Raw genomic sequence first — 18,379 nt, 5'->3', positions numbered from 1 at the left:
GCGCGGATGTTGCCGTAGGACTTGCCCGCGTTGCGGAGTTCGACGATCGGGGTGTCCCCGCCCTCCGGCGGGGTGTCCGCGAGGATCGCTCCGTGGGTTCCGGTTCCGTTGTCTGTCATCGGGTCACCTCCGGGTCATGGTGCGCTGGACCCACAGATTGATCAGGACGGCGCCGAGCAGCATGACGCCGAGGAAGGCCTTGAACCAGTCGGGGTTCCAGCCGGCGTACACGATGCCCTGCTGCACCATGCCGAACATGAACGCGCCGAAGACCGGGCCGATGGCGGAGCCGTAGCCGCCGGTCAGCAGACAGCCGCCGATCACCGCGCCGGAGATGTAGATCAGCTCGATGCCGACGCCCTCACCGGACTGGACGGTGTTGAACGAGAACAGCTGGTGCATGCCGACGAACCAGGCACCGAAGCCGACCAGCATGAACAGGGAGATCTTGGTGAAGGCCACGGGGACACCGACGGCGCGGGCGGAGTCCTTGTTGCCGCCGACCGCGAAGATCCAGTTGCCGTACTTGGTGCGCAGCAGCACCCAGGTGGCGATCGCCGCGAACAGCAGCCACCAGAACACGGTGATCTTCACCTGCACGCCGCCGATGTCGAAGCTGGAGGCGAAGACGTCCTTGGCCGTGTTGAAGCCGTCCATGTTGCTGATGTCGTCGGTGGCGACGTTGCCGGTGACCAGCTTGGTCACCGCGAGGTTGACGCCCTGGAGGATCAGGAAGGTGCCCAGGGTGACCAGGAAGCTGGGCAGACCGGTCTTGACGACCATCCAGCCGTTGAAGAAGCCGATGGCCAGGGACACGATCAGCGCGGCGAACACGCCGACCCAGACGTTGAGGGTCAGCTGGTAGGCCGTCATGCTCGCGGTCAGCGCGGAGGTGATCACGCCGACGCCGGACGACAGGTCGAACTCGCCGCCGATCATCAGCAGGGCGACCGGGATGGTCACGATGCCGAGGGTGGAGGACTGGTAGAGGATGTTCGCCATGGCGCTGGCCTCGCGCACCGGCGGGGCGGCGATCAGGAAGAACACGTAGACCGCCACGGCACCGAGGAACACACCCACCTCGGGCCGGGCCAACAGGCGTACGGCCAGGGGACGTTCGGCCGTCCGGCCGTCGGTCTCCTTACGGCCGGGGGCCGGCGGTGTCTTCACCGCCGGCTCGGCGTGCTGGGTCATACTCGTCACCTGGTGCCCTTCGCGGCGAACTGCGCGACCTGGGCGACGTTGGACTTGTCGACGAAGGCCGGGCCGGTCAGCACGGGCTGCTCACCGCCGCCGCTGTAGTTGCCGTTGTTCTTGTAGAGCCACAGCGAGTCGATCGCCAGGTAGCCCTGCAGGTACGGCTGCTGGTCCACCGCGAACTGGATCGTGCCCTTGCTGATGGCTCCGGTGAGGTCCTTGTTGAGGTCGAAGGTCGCGATCTTCGCCTTGCTCCCGGCGTCGGACACCGACTGCACGCCGATCAGCGCGACGGGAGCGCCGAGCGCGACCACGTAGTCGATCGAGCTGTCCTGCTTCAGCTTGGCGGTGATCGTCGACTTCACGGACGGTGCGTCGGTGCCGTTGACGTACAGCACCTCCGTCTTGCCGGAGAACGTCTTCTTCACACCGTCGCAGCGCTGGGTGAGGCCGACGTTGCCCTGCTCCTGGATGACACAGACGGCGTGCTTGGCACCCTCCGAGTTCAGCCTGTTGCCGAGGGCCTCACCGGCCACCGACTCGTCCTGGCCGAAGAACTCCAGCAGGCCGAGCTTCTTCCAGTCACTCACACCGGAGTTGAGCCCCACGACGGGTATGTTGGCCGCCTTCGCCTTGCCCACAACGGCCTTCATCGCGTCCGGCTTCGCGAGCGTGATCGCGATCCCGTCCACCTTCTGGTCGATCGCGTTCTGCACCAGGTTGGACTGGTTGCCCGCGTTCGGGTCGGCGGAGTAGATCAGCTTGATGTTGTCCTTGGCCGCGGCCGCCTCGGCGCCCTTGCGGACGATGTCCCAGAAGGTGTCGCCGGGCGACTGGTGCGTGACCAGCGCGACGGTCATGCGGGGGGTGTTGGCCTTGCCGGCGGACGCCGCCGAGCCGGTTTCCTCGGACTTCTTGCCCCCGGAACTGCTGGAGCAGCCGGCGAGGGTCAGGGCAGCCGCCGCAGCCACCGCGACGACGGGTACGAGTCTGCGGGAGCGGGGGTGAGAAGAGCGGTCCATCTTTCCTGGCACCTCACTGTGCTTTCGGGGGAAAGGAAGGGATCTCGAAGATCCAGAGCCCGGGATCTTGGCATGTTCGGGTCGTCCGCCGCAAACGCGGCGGTTTCGCTGGGACGGGATCAAACCCCCGGCCGCGCCCGCTGTCAATACTTTGTTAAGACATCATTTCACGAGCTAGTCCGAATGTAAGTACAAACTATTGACAGCGCCCTCGGTCGGGGCCTACACCTGGGAGGCGGCAGGCCCCTTGGGACCCGCGTCCCCAGTCCCGTCCGAGGAGCACACATGGCCGAGTCAGTCCAGCCCTTCGACTTGATCACCATGGGCCGTATCGGAGTCGATCTCTACCCCCTGCAGTCGGGTGTGGCCCTGCCGCGGGTCGAGACCTTCGGCAAGTTCCTCGGCGGTTCGGCCGCGAACGTCGCGGTCGCCGCCGCCCGGCTCGGCCGGTCCACCGCCGTGATCACCCGCACCGGGGACGACCCCTTCGGCGCCTTTCTGCACCAGGCGCTGAAGGAGTTCGGCGTCGACGACCGCTGGGTCGCGCCCGTCGCCGCGTACCCGACACCGGTGACCTTCTGCGAGATCTTTCCGCCGGACGACTTCCCTCTTTATTTCTACCGGCAGCCTAAGGCCCCTGACCTGGAGATACACACCGGGGACCTGGACTTCTTCGCCATTCGGGCGAGCCGCGTCTTCTGGATCACCGGCACCGGCCTGAGCGAGGAGCCCAGCCGCTCCGCCACGCTGGCCGCCCTGAAGGCCCGCGGCAGGACCGGCGTCACCGTCTTCGACCTCGACTGGCGCCCGGCGTTCTGGAGTGACCCTGAGGAGGCCCGGCCCTATTACGCGGAGGCCCTGCGGCACGCCACCGTCGCGGTCGGCAACCTCGACGAGTGCGAGATCGCCACCGGCGCGCGCGAACCGCGGGCCTGCGCCGAGGCGCTGCTCGCGGCCGGGGTGCAGCTGGCCGTCGTCAAGCAGGGCCCCGAGGGCGTGCTGGCGGTGCACCGCGACGGCACCACCGCCGAGATCCCGCCGGTCCCGGTGGAGGTGGCCAACGGACTCGGCGCGGGCGATGCCTTCGGTGGAGCGCTGGTGCACGGGCTGCTGTCCGGATGGGAGTTGGCCGAAACCATGCGGTACGCGGGCGCGGCCGGGGCCCTGGTCGCCTCCCGCCTCGCCTGCTCCTCCGCGATGCCCACCGAGGCCGAGGTCGAAGACCTGCTGGCGCGAGCCACTGTTGCCTGAAACGGAGCCTTCCTTGACCCTCAGCATCCCCGACCTCGTCTCGGTCCGGGCCCGGCACCCCGAGGCGATCGCCGAGGCGGCCGACCGGCGCAGGCGCCGGCCGCTGCTCGGCGACAGCGGCCGCCTGATGATCGTGGCCGCCGACCACCCGGCCCGCGGCGCCCTCGGCGTCGGCGGCCGCCCCCTGGCCATGGCGGACCGGCGGGACCTGCTGGAGCGCCTGTGCGTGGCGCTGTCCCGGCCGGGCGTCGACGGGGTGCTGGCCACCGCCGACATCCTGGAGGACCTGCTGCTGCTCGGCGTGCTCGACGACAAGGTTGTCATGGGCTCCATGAACCGCGGGGGTCTCGCGGGCGCCGCCTTCGAGCTGGACGACCGATTCACCGGCCACCGCGCCGAGGACATCGCCCGTCTCCGCTTCGACGCGGGCAAGCTGCTGCTGCGCATCGACTACGCCGACCCGGGCTCGCTGACCACGCTGGAGTCCACCGCCCGCGCGATCGACGCCATGGCGGAGCGTCGGCTGCCGCTGTTCGTGGAGCCGTTCGTCTCCCACCGGATCGACGGCAGGGTCCACAACGACCTGTCCGCCGAGGCCGTCACGAAGTCGATCGCCATCGCCTCGGGCCTCGGCGGCACCTCCGCCTACACCTGGCTGAAGCTGCCCGTCACCGAGGACCCGGACGCCATGGGCGAGGTCCTGGAGACCTCCACCCTGCCGACGGTCCTGCTCGGCGGCGAGGTGGGCGAGGACCAGGAGGGCGCCTACGAGCGCTGGCGCAAGGCACTCCGGCTGCCGACGGTACTGGGGATGGTCGTCGGCCGGTCGCTGCTCCACCCGGCCGACGGCAACGTGGAGAACGCGGTGGACACGGCTGTCGGGCTGCTGTGACCGCGGCTGTCATGACATGGACAGGGAGTGCCCTATGACCTACCACCTACCCGCCGGAAAGGCCCTCGGCGGCCCCTACGTCGTGGACGTCACCCCCGAGAAGGCCGGCTGGGGCTACTCCAGCCTGCGCGTGCTGGAGCTGCCGCCGGGCGGCACGCACTCCTTCGACACCGCGGAGAGCGAGTGGATCGTGCTGCCGCTGAGCGGCGGCTGCACGGTGACGTCCGACGACGACTTCGGCCACGACACCTTCGAACTCACCGGCCGCGAGAGCGTGTTCAGCGCGGTCAGCGACTTCGCCTACGTGCCGCGGGACGCCCGTACGACCGTCACGAGCGCCGGCGGCGGACGGTTCGCGCTCACCGGAGCGCGCTGCACCCGCCGGCTGCCCGCCCGCTACGGGCCGGCCTCCTCGGTGCCGGTGGAGCTGCGCGGCACCGGCAACTCCTCCCGGCAGGTCAACAACTTCGGCGCGGCGGCCCGCGCCGGAGGCGCTGGTGGACAAGGTTTCGAGTGCGACAAGCTGATCGCCGTCGAGGTGATCACGCCGGGCGGCAACTGGTCGTCGTTCCCGCCGCACAAGCACGACGAGCACCGGCCGGGCGAGGAGTCCGTCCTCGAAGAGGTCTACTACTTCGAGTTCGCGGGCCACGACGGCGTCCCCGGCCTCGGCTACCAGCGGGTCTCCCCCTCCGGGCACGGACGGGGCACCGACGTCCTGGCCGAGGTCCGTGACGGCGACGTCGTACTGATCCCCGACGGCTGGCACGGACCGTCCATGGCCGTGCCCGGCCACCACATGTACTACCTCAACGTCATGGCGGGCCCCGAGCCCGAGCGCGCCTGGCTGATCTGCGACCACCCCGATCACGCCTGGATCCGCGACACCTGGGCCGGCCAGCCGGTCGACCCCCGCCTCCCCCTCTACACGGCACCGGAGAAGTCCTGATGAGCACCCCCACCCGCCGCCTGACCGTCGCCCAGGCCCTGGTGCGGTTCCTGTCCGCCCAGTACACCGAGCGCGACGGCGTACGACAGCGGCTGATCGCCGGCACCTGGGGCATCTTCGGCCACGGCAACGTCGCCGGCCTCGGTCAGGCCCTCCTGGAGGCGGGCGAGGACACCATGCCGTTCCACCAGGGCCGCAACGAGCAGGCGATGGTGCACGCGGCCGTCGCCCACGCCCGCCACCTGGACCGGCTCTCCGCGCAGGCGGTCACCACCTCCATCGGCCCCGGCGCCACCAACCTGGTCACGGGTGCCGCCCTCGCCACCGTCAACCGCCTCCCGGTCCTGCTCCTGCCCGGCGACTACTTCGCCACCCGCGTCGCCGACCCGCTGCTGCAGCAGCTGGAGCACCCGGTGGAGGCGGACCTGTCGGTGAACGACACCCTGCGCCCGGTCTCCCGGTACTTCGACCGCGTCACCCGGCCCGAGGCCCTGATCCCCACCGCGCTGAACGCCATGCGCGTCCTCGCCGACCCCGTGGAGACCGGCGCGGTCACCCTCGCCCTCCCCCAGGACGTCCAGGCCGAGGCGTACGACTGGCCGGAGGAGTTCTTCGCCGAGCGCGTGTGGCACGTACGGCGTCCCGCTCCCGATCCGCAGGAGCTGGCTCAGGCGGTGGCGGCGATCAGGGGCGCCGAACGTCCGCTGATCGTCGCGGGCGGCGGCGTCCACCACAGCCGGGCCGAGGACGCGCTGAAGGCGCTGGTGGACGCGACCGGCATTCCGGTCGCCTCGACCCAGGCGGGCAAGGGCTCGCTGCGCCACGACCACCCCGCCGACCTCGGCGGCATCGGCCACACCGGCACGGCGGTCAGCGACGACATCGCGCGCAGGGCCGATCTGGTGATCGGTGTGGGGACCAGGTACACGGACTTCACGACCGCCTCCAACACGCTTTTCCAGCGGCCGGACGTCCGCTTCGTCAACCTCAACATCGCGGCCTTCGACGCCCACAAGCTGGCCGCCCGCACGGTGGTCTGCGACGCGCGCGCCGGGCTCACGGCGTTGACGGACGCGCTGGCCGGTCATCGTGTGAACCGGGTTTACGAGGACGAGTACCGCGCCGGAAAGGAACGCTGGGAACAGGTCGTCGACGCCGCTTTCACCGCCGCCGACGACAGCGCCGTCCCGACCCAGACCCAGGTGCTCGGCGCCCTGGACGCGGTCGTCGGTGACGAGGACGTGGTGATCAACGCGGCCGGTTCGCTCCCGGGCGATCTGCACAAGCTGTGGCGGGCCCGCAGCCGGCGCCAGTACCACCTGGAGTACGGCTACTCCTGCATGGGCTACGAGATCCCGGCCGGCATCGGCGTCCAGCAGGCCGCCCCCGGCACCCCGGTCTGGTCCCTGGTCGGCGACGGCACCTATCTGATGATGCCGACGGAGATCGTCACCGCCGTCCAGGAGGGCCTGCCGGTCAACCTGGTCCTCATCCAGAACCACGGCTACGCCTCCATCGGCGGCCTGTCCGAGTCCGTCGGCGGCGAGCGCTTCGGCACCGCCTACCGCTACCGGGCCGCCGACGGCACCTTCTCCGGTGCCCCGCTCCCCGTCGACCTGGCCGCCAACGCGGGCAGCCTCGGCATGGACGTCCTGCGCGCCAAGACGGTCCGCGAACTGCGCGAGGCGCTCGCCGCGGCCCGCGCCTCCGACCGCCCGACCTGCGTCTACGTCGAGACCGACACCGCCACCCCCACCGCTCCCCCGGCCGAGGCCTGGTGGGACGTGCCGGTCGCCGCGACCGCCTCCCGCGAGGCCGCCGTACGGGCCCGCGAGGAGTACGACCGCCAGGTCGCCGACCGGCGCCGCCACCTCTGAACCCCCGCCCTGTGAAAGGCCCGTGCACCATGAAGACCATCACCCACTGGATCGGCGGCAAGCCGGTCGAGTCCGCCTCCGGCCGCTTCGGCGCCGTCCACGACCCGGCGACCGGCGCGCAGGAGAAGCAGGTCGGCTTCGCGACCGTCGACGAGGTGGACGCCGCCGTCGCCTCCGCGAAGGCCGCGTTCGAGACCTGGGGCAGCTCCTCGCTGGCCAGGCGCACCGCGATCCTGTTCAAGTACCGGGAGCTGCTGGACGCGCACCGCGACGAGATCGCCTCGCTGATCACCGCCGAACACGGCAAGGTGCACTCCGACGCGCTCGGCGAGGTCGCGCGCGGCATGGAGATCGTGGAGCTGGCCTGCGGGATCAGCGTGCAGCTGAAGGGCGAGCTGTCGACGCAGGTGTCGACCCGGGTGGACGTGGCCTCGATCCGTCAGCCGCTCGGCGTGGTCGCGGGCATCACGCCGTTCAATTTCCCGGCCATGGTGCCGATGTGGATGTTCCCCCTCGCCATCGCGTGCGGCAACACCTTCGTGCTCAAGCCCAGCGAGAAGGACCCGTCGGCCTCCTTCCGCCTCGCCGAGCTGGCCTCCGAGGCGGGCCTGCCCGACGGTGTGCTGAACATCGTGCAGGGCGACAAGGTCGCCGTGGACCGCCTGTTGGAGCACCCCGACATCGAGGCGGTCTCCTTCGTCGGCTCGACGCCGATCGCCAAGTACATCCAGCTCAAGGCGGTGGAGCACGGCAAGCGCGTGCAGGCCCTCGGCGGCGCCAAGAACCACATGCTGGTGCTGCCCGACGCCGACCTGGACTTCGCGGCGGACCAGGCGATCAACGCCGCCTACGGTTCGGCGGGTGAGCGCTGCATGGCCGTGTCCGTCGTGGTCGCGGTCGGCGACACCGGCGACGAACTGGTCGCGAAGATCGCCGAGCGCGCCAAGAGCCTGCGGATCGGCCCCGGCGACGACCCGTCCTCCGAGATGGGCCCGCTGATCACCCGCGAGCACCGCGACAAGGTGGCCTCGTACGTCTCCTCGGCCGCCGAGCAGGGCGCGGAGGTCGTCGTCGACGGCACCGGGTACACCGTCGAGGGCCACGAGGACGGCTTCTTCCTCGGCGTGTCGCTGCTCGACAAGGTGCCGCTGACGGCGGACGCCTACCGGGACGAGATCTTCGGCCCGGTGCTGGCCGTGGTACGCGCGGAGTCGTACGACGAGGCGATCGAGCTCATCAACGGCTCGCGCTGGGGCAACGGCACCGCGATCTTCACCCGGGACGGCGGCGCCGCCCGCCGCTTCCAGCTGGAGGTCAAGGCGGGCATGGTCGGCGTGAACGTCCCGATCCCCGTCCCCGTCGGCTACCACAGCTTCGGCGGCTGGAAGGACTCCCTCTTCGGCGACCTGCACGTCTACGGCAACGACGGCATCGCCTTCTACACCCAGGGCAAGGTGATCACCACGCGCTGGCCGGACCCGGCCGACTCGGGCATCAACCTCGGTTTCCCCAGCCACTCCTGACGTCACGTCAGACTCATCGAAGGGAGGTGCGTCCATGGCGAGGACCCGTGGCGCAACCCGTGCCGCGACCGCTCCCGCGCTCGAATCCCTGGACTTCGCGCTGGACCGGGGCAGCCCGGTACCGCTGTACTACCAGCTCGCGCAGCAGCTGGAGGCTGCGATCGAGCACGGAGCGCTCTCCCCGGGCAACCTCCTGGGCAACGAGATCGACCTGTCGACCCGCCTGGGCCTGTCCCGACCCACGGTCCGGCAGGCCATCCAGTCCCTGGTCGACAAGGGCCTGCTGGTGCGCCGCCGGGGCGTCGGCACCCAGGTGGTGCACAGCCAGGTCAAGCGCCCGCTGGAGCTCTCCAGCCTCTACGACGACCTGGAGGCGGCCGGCCAGGGCCCGACCACCCGGGTGGTGCGCAACGAGCGCGAGGCGGCCTGCGCCGACGTGGCGGCCGCGCTCGGCGTCGCGGAGGGCAGCGAGGTGATCGCACTGGAGCGGCTGCGCCTGACGCACGGCCAGCCGGTCGCGTTGCTGTCCAACTACCTCCCGGCGGGCCTCCTCGAACTCGACACCGAGCGGCTGGAGTCGACCGGCCTGTACCGGATGATGCGCACCGCCGGCATCACCCTGCACAGCGCCCGCCAGACCATCGGCGCCCGCTCCGCCACCGCCGAGGAGGCCGGCCGCCTCGACGAGAAGGAGGGCGCCGCCCTGCTGACCATGCAGCGCACGGCGTACGACGACACGGGCCGCCCCGTCGAGTACGGCAGGCACATCTACCGGGCGTCGCGGTACGCGTTCGACTTCCAGCTGCTGGTGCGGGCGTAGGGGGACAAGGGGCGGGCCCGTCCGGGGGCCCGCCCGCCCTTGACTCACCGGGGGGCGGGCCGGAAGAATCGTATGGATACATCGTAAATGTACGATGCCTACGAAGGGCCGAGCGCCCATGAGCGCACCGTCAACAGTCCTGGTCACCGGTGGGGCGGGCTTCATCGGCAGTCACACGTGCGTCGACCTGCTGGACCACGGCTACGAGCTGATCGTCGTCGACGACTACTCCAACAGCACGCCGCAGGTCTTCTCCCGGGTCGAGCGGATCGCCGGCCGTTTCGTCGGCACCGTCTACGAACTGGACATCCGGGACCGGCACGCCCTGTCGTCGGTCTTCACCCGGCACTCCGTGGACGCCGTGGTGCACCTGGCCGCCGTCAAGTCCCCGAGCGAGTCCCTGAAGCGGCCCGTCGAGTACTACGACACCAACGTCGGCGGCACCACCGCCCTGCTGTCGACCATGCACGAGCACGGTGTGCACCGCCTGGTGTTCGCCTCCTCCTGCGCGGTCTACGGCGACGCCGGCCCCGGTCTGCTCGACGAGGCCACCCCCGCCCGGCCGGTGACGCCGGACGCGGCGTCGAAGTGGCTGTGCGAGCAGCTCCTGGTGGACGTCTGCCGCCGCTGCCCCGAGTACACGGTGCTGTGCCTGCGGTACGCCAATCCGGCCGGAGCGCACCCCAGCGGACTGCTCGGCGAGGACCCTTCGGGCGGACCCCGGAGCCTGATGCCCTCCGTGGCCCGGACCGCCGCCGGCCACCGGAACCTGGTGGACGTCCACGGCGGGGACTACCCCACCCCCGACGGCACCGCGATCCGCGACTACATCCACGTCATGGACACCGTCGAGGCGCACCGCGTGGCGCTCGACCACCTCGGCGACGATCCCGGCATGCGGGTGTACAACGTCGGCCTGGGGCAGGGCAGTTCGGTTCTGGACGTGATCGCCGTCTTCTCCGAGGTGTGCGGTGCGCAGGTGCCGTACCGGATCGGTCCGCGCCGTCCCGGCGACGTCGCCGGACTGGTCACCGACGCGAGCGCCGTCACCCGGGCCTGGGGCTGGCGGCCCACCCGTGACCTGACCGACATGTGCCGGGACGCCTGGCGGTTCCAGCAGCTCAATCCCCATGGCTACGCGGACTGTTCCCGGTGATCCGGGGACCGTGCCCGCCCGGAGGCGTGTGCCGATGACGCGGACCCACCGGTCGATGACCGCCTACACCGTCGTCGTGGCGGGTCTGACCTGTGTCTCCGTGGCCCTCGCCGACGCGCACGTCCTGGTGGAGGCCCTCATCGGCGTGGGCAGCGCCGCAGCCGTCCTCACCGGCCTGCGACTGCACCGTCCCGCGCGCAGCTGGCCGTGGCTGGCCCTCGCCGCCGGACTGCTGGTGTTCACCGCGGGGGACACGTACTACGACGTGCAGGGCCAGTACTTCCGGGCGCTGGACCCCTCTCATGCGGACGCCTGCTATCTCGCGGTGTACCCCCTCTTCGCCGCGGGACTGGCGGGCCTCGTCCGGTACAGCTGTGGCCGCCGCGACCTGCCGGGTCTGCTGGACGCCCTGATCGTCACCGCCGGACTGGGCCTGCCGGTGTGGATCTACCTGGTGCAGCCGCTCGCCGCGCTGGACGGACTCACCTGGCAGCAACGCGCGATCGGCCTCGCCTACCCGCTGGGCGACCTCCTGCTGCTGGCCATGCTGGTCCGGCTGCTCGCGGCCGGCCCGGGCCTCCTCCACAACCGTGCCGTGCAACTGCTCGGTCTGGGCATGCTGACGCTGATCGCCTTCGACATCACCTACGGGATCCTGCGGCTCGACGAGAGCCGGCCGCCCGACACCCTGCTGGACGTCGGCTGGATCGTCTTCTACCTGACGTGGGGGCTGGCCGGCCTGCACCCCTCGATGGCCCGGCTGACCGATCCCGAGCCCCGCGCGGAGTCCCTGCGGCCGCAGTGGCGCAGGCTCGTCGTACTGACCGTCGCCACGCTGATCGCACCCGGCATCCTGGTCATCGAGGAGCGGACGGGCCCCGTGCGCCACGCGACCGTGCTCGCCACGTTCTCGGCCATGCTGTTCCTGCTGGTCATCCTGCGGCTCGCGGGCATGGTCGTCGCCCACCGCAGGGCGGTGTCACGCGAACACGCGCTGTGCGCGGCGACCGCCTCCCTCGTGGCGGCCATGGCTCCGAGCGAGATCGCGCGGGCCTGCGACACGGCGGTCACGGCCCTGGTGGGACCGGAGGTGCCCCATCTGACCCTGCTCGTGCCGCCCGGACGGTCCCGGCACCTCCACGGGCTCCTCGCGGGCGCCGACGCTCCCGGGGATCCACGGGGCGGTCCTCGCCACGGCTGCCGCCTGGTCCCCGCCGACCGGCTCGGTCCGGACCTCGCCCCCGCTCTCGGCGAGCTGCCGTACGCCCTCGTGTGCGCCGTCGGCCGGCCCGACCGCAGGACCGGCGACGACCTCCCGAGCATGCTGGTGGCCGCGGGACCGGAGCGCCGGCTCGCCGACGTGCGCGGCTGCGTGGAGATCCTCGCCTCGCACGCGGGACTGGCCGCTGACCGTATCGCCCTGCGCCGGGAGATCGTGCACCGGGAGAGCGAGGCGTACTTCCGCACGCTGGTCCGCAGCGCCTCGGACGTCATCCTGATCGTCAACGACGACACGACCGTGCGGTACGCCAGCCCCTCCGCCGAGGCCGTCCTGGGCAGCGCCGCCCTGACCGGCACGGCGCTGCGGGAACTGGTGGACCCCCGGGACCGCGACCGGTTGGAGAGCACCCTCAAGGCGCCGGACGGCGACGCGCGCCGGGAGAGCCACGACCACTGGCGGGTGCTGCGCGGAGGCGGCCACATCGAGGTGGAGGTGCGCTGCCGCGACCTGCGGCGGGACGAGACCGTGGGCGGACTGGTCGTCACCCTGCGGGACGTGACCGAACAGCGCCGACTGCAGCAGGAACTGACCCAGCGGGCCTTCCACGACCCGGTCACCGGTCTGCCCAACCGCACCCTGCTGCTGGAGCGGACCCACCGTGCGCTGCTGCGCGGACGACGCGAACCCGCGCTGACCTGTCTGCTCTTCATCGACCTGGACGACTTCAAGAACGTCAACGACACCCTGGGCCACTCCTGCGGCGACCTGCTCCTGAAGGCGGTCGGCGGGCGGCTGGAGGGAACGCTGCGCCGTACCGACACGGCCGCACGGCTCGGCGGCGACGAGTTCGCGGTGCTGATGGAGGACGCCAAGCTGCCGCTGGACGCCGAACTGCTGGCGGCGCAGGTCATCCAGACCCTGAGCCGGCCCTTCCGGCTGTCCGGCGACACCGTGAACGTCTCCGCCAGCGTGGGCGTGGCCACCGCTCTCGACACCACGGACGCCCAGGAACTGCTGGCCCTCGCCGACGTGGCCCTGTACGCGGCGAAGGCGGCGGGCAAGCGCCAGTGGCGCCGCTTCCGGCCCCAGCTGCGGACCCGCATGACGCAGCGCCAGGATCTGCGGGTGCGGCTGGACGACGCGATCGCCCGGGACGAGTTCGCGCTGCTGTACCAGCCCGTGGTGGACCTCGTCACGGACGAGGTCGTCGGCTTCGAGGCGCTGGCCCGCTGGCCGCACCACCGGCACGGGCCCGTACCGCCCAGCCAGTTCATCCCGCTCGCCGAGGAGACCGGGCACATCACGCCCCTGGGCGCCTGGGTGCTGCGCAGCGCCGCCGCCGACATGGCCCGGCTGCAGCACCAGGTCGGGCGGCCGGCGCCGCCGTACGTCAGCGTGAACGTCTCCGGTCGTCAGTGGCAGGAGCAGGGCTTCGTGGACGAGGTCTCCCGCGCCCTGGACACCCCGGGCCTGGCCCCGGGCTCACTGCAGCTGGAGCTCACGGAGTCGGTGCTGATGCGACGGGACGAGCAGATCGACGAGCTCGTCCGGGAACTCAGGGACCTCGGTGTGCGCATCGCCGTGGACGACTTCGGCACCGGGTTCTCCTCGCTGCGCTATCTGCACGACTTCCCCGTGGACGTCCTCAAGATCGACAAGTCGTTCATCGACGACATCCCCGAGGACACCCGTCAGGTCAAACTCGTCGAGGGGATCGTCCGCCTCGCGAGCACGCTTGAGGTGCAGGTGATCGCGGAGGGCGTCGAGGCGTCGCGGCAGCGCGACCTGCTGACCGACATGGGCTGCCGGTACGGACAGGGTTTCCTGTTCGCGCGGCCGATGACGGTGCAGGAGGGGGCGGCGGTGGTGCGTGACGGACGCAGCGACTGGTCGGGGCTCAGCGACGGTTCGGGGCGAGGGACGACAGGGCGAACGCCGTCTCCACCAGCGCGACGTGGCTGAACGCCTTGGGCGCGTTGCCGAGTTGGCGGCCCGCGTCCGGGTCCCACTGCTCGGCGAGCAGACCGACGTCGTTGCGGATGGCGAGGACCCGTTCGAAGACCTCCCGGGCCTGTCGCGGATGTCCGGTCGCGGCGAGGCTCTGGGCGTACCACAGGGAGCACGAGACGAACGTTCCCTCGGGGTCGCGGATGCCGTCCAGGGTGTGCTCGGCGGCGTACCGTCGCACGAACCCGCCGTGGTCCAGCCGCCGCATGGCGCGCACGGTGCCGCGCACCCGCTCGTCAGCGGCGGGCAGGAAGCCGAGGCGGGGGATCAGCAGCGCCGAGGCGTCGAGGGCCGAGGAGCCGTAGAACTGCACGAAGGACCTCTGCCCGCTGTTCCACCCCTTGCGGCAGACGTCCCGGTGGACCTCGTCGCGCATGGCCCGCCACACGCCGGAGGAGCCGTTCCTGCCGAGCAGCACCCCCATGCGCACGGCACGGTCGGCGGCCACCCAGGCCATGACCTTGGAGTGGACGAACTGTCTGCGCGCTCCGCGCACCTGCCACATCCCCTGGTCCGGCCGGCGCCAGTGCCGCTCGAGGTGGCCCATGAGCACCTCCACCAGGTCCCACACATGAGCCGGCATGGGGATCCCGGCGCGCAGCGACAGCCAGAGCGTGTCCATGACCTCGCCGTACACGTCCAGCTGGAACTGAGTCATCGCGGTCCCGAACCGGACCGGCTGCGACCCGTCGTAACCGGTCAGCCACGGTGCCTCGGTCTCCGTCAGGAGCCGTTGGCCCTCGACGCCGTAGACGGTCTGCAGATGGTCCGGGTCACCGGCGACGGCCCGTACGAGCCAGTCCAGCCAGGCCGTGGCCTCCTCCCGGTAGCCGCTGCGCAGCAGACACGACAGGGTGACGGTGGAGTCGCGCAGCCAGCAGTACCGGTAGTCCCAGTTGCGCTCTCCTCCCACGCAGCCGGGAAGCGACGTGGTCGGTGCCGCGACGACGCCGCCCGTGGGGGCGTACGTGAGCGCCTTGAGGGTGATCAGGGAGCGCATCACCGCCTCGCGCCACGGTCCGGCGTAGCGGCACTGGGCGCTCCAGCGCCGCCAGAACTGGCTGGTCTCCTTCAGCGCCGTCTCCGCCGGAACGTACAGCGGTGGGGGCGGCTCGGTCAGGTGCGACGGGGACCAGACGAGCGTCAGGGCGAGCCTGCGGCCGGCCGTGACCACGAAGTCGTGCACCGTGCGGTCCGCCTGGTCGGGCCCGTGCACCGGCCCGTCGGCGTGCAGCCAGACGGCGTCGGGACCGGCGACCGCTACCGTGCCGGACTCGCCGACCCGGATCCACGGCAGCACGCGGCCCTGGTGGAAGCGGAGCCGGAGTTCGCTGCGCACGGTCACCCGGCCCCGCAGGCCCTCCACCATGCGGACCAGGCACGGCGACTGCGTGCGCGGGGGCATGAAGTCGACGACCCGCACGGCTCCGGTCGCGCTGTGCCACTCGGTTTCCAGGATCAGGGTGTCCCCGCGGTAGGTCCGGCGGGTGCACCGGCCGCCGGCGACGGGTGCCACCCGCCAGAAACCGTTGTCCCGGGTGCCCACGAGCGCGGCGAGACAGGCCGGCGAGTCGAACCGGGGCAGGCACAGCCAGTCGACCGATCCGTCCCGGCCGACCATGGCGGCGGTTTCCAGGTCGCTGATGAGGGCGTAGTCCTCGATGGGCGCGTTCATGACGGGAGCCGCTCGTAATCGCACCGGTCGGAGTCGCACCGCTCGGAGTCGCTGTGCCCGTGGTCGCACCGGCGCGCGGGAGCTGACCGCAGCAGCGGCTCCCACCAGGAGCGGTGCGTCCGGTACCAGTCGACCGTCTCCTCAAGGCCCGTGACCAGGTCCTTGCGGGGCACGAACGCGAGCTCCGTGCGGATCTTCGTGCAGTCGACCGAGCGGCGGTGGTCGCCGCCGCCCCGGCCGTCATCGACGAACCGGACCGTGCCCCGGTCGGCCCCGCAGACGCCCAGCACCAGCCCGGCGAGCTCCCGGTGGGAGAGTTCGTCGCCGGCGCCGATGTTGTAGACCTCGCCCGGGCGTCCGCCCCTGCGGACCAGTTCGATGCCGCGCACCTGGTCGTCGACGTGGATCCAGTCGCGGACGGTGAGCCCGTTGCCGTACAGCGGCACGGGGCTGTCCTCAAGGACGTGGGTGATGATCAGCGGGACGATCCGCTCGGGGAACTGATGGTGTCCGTAGGTGGTCGAGCACCGGACCACGCGCACGTCGATGCCGTGGGTGCGGTGGTACGCCAGCGCCAGCAGGTCGGACGCCGCCTTGGAGGCGGCGTAGGGCGAGTTGGGCCGCAGGGGGGCGGTCTCGGGCCAGGAGCCGGCGCGCACGGAGCCGTAGACCTCGGCGGAGGAGATGTGGACGAACCTGCGCAGCCCGTGCCGCAGCGCCGCCTCCAGCAGGGTCTGCGTCCCGAGGACGTTCGTGCGGACGGCGGGAGCGCCGGCGGCGAAGTGCACCACCTGGTCGTGCGCCGCGGCCAGCGCGTCGACGAGGTCCCGGTCGCAGATGTCGCCGCGGACGAAGGAGAAGCCCCGCGCGTGACGGACGTCGTCCAGGTTGGCGGGGTTCCCGGCCCCGGTGAGCTTGTCGAGGACGGTCACCGCGACGTCCGGGGGGCCGCCGGGACCCAGCATCGTGCGCACGTAGTGCGAGCCGATGAAACCGGCTCCGCCGGTGACGAGGATGCGGGTGGGAAGGATGGTCCTGTTCCGCGTCATGATCACCACCCGGATTGATCTTTAATACGTATGTTTACACCGTATACGTAAATCATCCGCCCGGAATCCCGTCGCGTCAACCCCGCCCTGGCGGACCATCGCCGCCACCTTCCAACTGCACGCCATGCGGGGCGATTCGGTACCTTTGACCGAATTATCCTGCGGTGTGTCAGACGTCACTGGAACCGGCCTGGCATCTGCAACTCGGGGAAACCGCAAGCATTTCCGCGAAATGTCGGCATGCTTCGACGCGGAACGGCCCTTGCGCATGAAATCCGCCTCGCGCAGAGTCCATGACCGTTCAGCCCGCCATTGCTTCGCGCATGAGCAGGCTCAACTGCCGAAGCCTGGGGGGCGAAAGGGTCACACCGTACATGCCGACAAAACACACAGCTGTCATTGCGCGACACCGCCGTCCGTTCGCCGCGCGCACAAAGGCGGGCGGTCTTCTGCTCGCCACCGCCGTCCTCGCCGGCGGCGCACTCGTCCAGGCCGCACAGGCCAAGGCGTCGACGGCGCCGATCGTCGTCGACTCCCTGTCCGTCTCCGCGACGCCGGACGGGCAACTCAAGGCCACCACCAGGGTGCACGCCACAAAAACGATCAAGGTGCAGGCCCTTGCCGTAGCCGCGCGTTCCGCCGACGGTGGAGCCTTCGACTTCCCCGGTGCCGCCCCGGCCACCCTCAGCACGTCGCCCACCACCTACACCTCGGGCAGCCGCGCGTTCCCCGCCGGCACCTACACGTATTTCGTCTCCTACAAGGTGCACGGCAGCTGGTACCGCCTTTCTCCGGCGAATTCCTTCACCACCGGAGGCGGTTCGGCCCCCACACCGTCAGGAACACCGACGGCGACGGCCTCCCCTTCCCCCACCGTCTCGTCGCCGACCCCCACACCGACGCCGACCGCCACACCCACGGCCACTGCGTCTTCCTCGGCCTCCGACGCACCGCTCGGCGTTCCAGGGACGTGGCGCAACGTATTCGACGACGAATTCAACGGAACGAGTCTCGACGGCTCGAAGTGGAACCCGAACTGGCTCGGTTGCTCCGGTTGCACCACCAAGCCCGTCAACTCCGGCGAACTCTCCGCCTATTCACCCTCACAGGTGAGCGTCAGCGGCGGAAGTCTCCATCTGAAGGCCGTCCAGCAGTCGGCGACCGTCAACGGCACGACCTATCCGTACGTCTCCGGCCTGGTCGAGAGCAACGGAAAGGCCCAGTTCACCTACGGTGCTTTCGAAGCCCGTATCTACACCCCCGCGTCCGGTACACAGATCGCGAACTGGCCCGCTTTCTGGACCGACGGGCAGAACTGGCCCACCGACGGGGAGATGGACGTCATGGAGGGGCTGGGCGGCTCGGCCTGCTACCACTTCCATTCCCCGGCCGGCGGTCCGGGCGGCTGCGCCTCCGGCTCGTACACGGGATGGCACACCTACGGCGCCGAATGGGCGCCGGGCTCGGTCACGTACTACTACGACGGCAAGCAGGTCGGACGCATCACGACCGGGATCACGTCCGCTCCGATGTACCTGATCCTCAACAACGCCGTCAGCTCCACGCACGGCGGACCCACCCAGGTCCCGGCCGACATGATGGTCGACTACGTGAAGGTCTGGCAGCACTGACCGAACCGGCACTCCCCCAGGCGCCGGCCCCCCCCCCCCGGGGCCCCCCGCCGGGGGCCCGGGCCCACCCCCCGCGGGTGCCCCCGCTTCGTGCTGTCAGGCCACGCC

13 protein-coding genes and 1 pseudogene are annotated in these 18,379 nt (G+C 70.9%); 9 read left to right on the top strand and 5 right to left on the bottom strand.

Translation table 11 applies throughout. The features are described from left to right. The 3 genes and pseudogenes from ABZ453_RS42735 to ABZ453_RS42725 form a co-directional block, all read right to left on the bottom strand. Window positions 1-119 (bottom strand): annotated as a pseudogene (locus tag ABZ453_RS42735) (sugar ABC transporter ATP-binding protein); the annotation flags it as partial. Between the two features lie 4 nt (window positions 120-123). Next, window positions 124-1,194 (bottom strand): ABC transporter permease, encoded by a 1,071-nt coding sequence (locus ABZ453_RS42730; RefSeq protein ID WP_356766385.1) that lies wholly within the window; start codon window positions 1,192-1,194, stop codon window positions 124-126. Window positions 1,195-1,199: 5 nt separating this feature from the next. Then, entirely contained in the window at window positions 1,200-2,219 is a 1,020-nt protein-coding gene (locus ABZ453_RS42725) for a sugar ABC transporter substrate-binding protein (RefSeq protein WP_359024114.1), read from the bottom strand. Between the two features lie 285 nt (window positions 2,220-2,504). Here ABZ453_RS42725 and iolC point away from each other — a divergent pair, with 285 nt between their 5' ends. The 8 genes from iolC (at window position 2,505) to ABZ453_RS42685 (ending at window position 13,871) form a co-directional block, all read left to right on the top strand. After that, window positions 2,505-3,470, top strand: a complete 966-nt coding sequence (gene iolC, locus ABZ453_RS42720) for a 5-dehydro-2-deoxygluconokinase (protein WP_359024112.1) — start codon at window positions 2,505-2,507, stop codon at window positions 3,468-3,470. Window positions 3,471-3,483: 13 nt separating this feature from the next. Then, window positions 3,484-4,362, top strand: a complete 879-nt coding sequence (locus tag ABZ453_RS42715) for a deoxyribose-phosphate aldolase (RefSeq protein WP_359024110.1) — start codon at window positions 3,484-3,486, stop codon at window positions 4,360-4,362. 34 nt (window positions 4,363-4,396) lie between these two features. Beyond that, window positions 4,397-5,311 carry a 5-deoxy-glucuronate isomerase gene (gene iolB, locus ABZ453_RS42710; protein WP_359024109.1) on the top strand — a complete coding sequence of 305 codons (915 nt, stop codon included), beginning with the start codon at window positions 4,397-4,399 and terminating at the stop codon, window positions 5,309-5,311. Continuing rightward, entirely contained in the window at window positions 5,311-7,188 is a 1,878-nt protein-coding gene (gene iolD, locus ABZ453_RS42705; RefSeq protein ID WP_359024107.1) for a 3D-(3,5/4)-trihydroxycyclohexane-1,2-dione acylhydrolase (decyclizing), read from the top strand. The genes iolB and iolD overlap by 1 nt, the downstream gene beginning before the upstream one ends. 29 nt (window positions 7,189-7,217) lie before the next feature. Beyond that, window positions 7,218-8,711: a CoA-acylating methylmalonate-semialdehyde dehydrogenase gene (locus ABZ453_RS42700; protein WP_359024105.1), complete on the top strand. Its 1,494-nt coding sequence runs from the start codon at window positions 7,218-7,220 to the stop codon at window positions 8,709-8,711. Window positions 8,712-8,745: 34 nt separating this feature from the next. Further along, window positions 8,746-9,531, top strand: coding sequence for a GntR family transcriptional regulator (locus ABZ453_RS42695; protein WP_359024103.1), 786 nt, complete (start codon window positions 8,746-8,748; stop codon window positions 9,529-9,531). A gap of 118 nt (window positions 9,532-9,649) precedes the next feature. After that, window positions 9,650-10,687, top strand: a complete 1,038-nt coding sequence (galE, locus tag ABZ453_RS42690; protein ID WP_359024101.1) for a UDP-glucose 4-epimerase GalE — start codon at window positions 9,650-9,652, stop codon at window positions 10,685-10,687. A gap of 34 nt (window positions 10,688-10,721) precedes the next feature. Next, entirely contained in the window at window positions 10,722-13,871 is a 3,150-nt protein-coding gene (locus tag ABZ453_RS42685) for an EAL domain-containing protein (protein ID WP_359024099.1), read from the top strand. On the opposite strand, the gene ABZ453_RS42680 is transcribed toward ABZ453_RS42685, so the two are convergent. Both ABZ453_RS42680 and ABZ453_RS42675 read right to left on the bottom strand, forming a co-directional pair. Then, window positions 13,807-15,591, bottom strand: coding sequence for a glycoside hydrolase family 15 protein (locus tag ABZ453_RS42680; RefSeq protein ID WP_359024097.1), 1,785 nt, complete (start codon window positions 15,589-15,591; stop codon window positions 13,807-13,809). The genes ABZ453_RS42685 and ABZ453_RS42680 overlap by 65 nt on opposite strands. Beyond that, complete coding sequence (locus ABZ453_RS42675) at window positions 15,588-16,640, bottom strand: dTDP-glucose 4,6-dehydratase (RefSeq protein ID WP_359024095.1); 1,053 nt, start codon at window positions 16,638-16,640, stop codon at window positions 15,588-15,590. The genes ABZ453_RS42680 and ABZ453_RS42675 overlap by 4 nt, the downstream gene beginning before the upstream one ends. 374 nt (window positions 16,641-17,014) lie before the next feature. On the opposite strand from ABZ453_RS42675, the gene ABZ453_RS42670 reads away from it, so the two are divergent. Then, entirely contained in the window at window positions 17,015-18,271 is a 1,257-nt protein-coding gene (locus tag ABZ453_RS42670; protein WP_359024093.1) for a glycoside hydrolase family 16 protein, read from the top strand. Window positions 18,272-18,379 lie beyond the last annotated feature (108 nt).

Origin of the sequence: Streptomyces sp. NPDC005799 (genome assembly GCF_040630525.1) — a bacterium.
Taxonomy (GTDB): Bacteria; Actinomycetota; Actinomycetes; order Streptomycetales; family Streptomycetaceae; genus Streptomyces; species Streptomyces griseorubiginosus_B.
The sequence above is the reverse complement of the archived record's forward strand: the minus strand, read 5'-3'. Positions and strand labels throughout refer to the sequence as shown.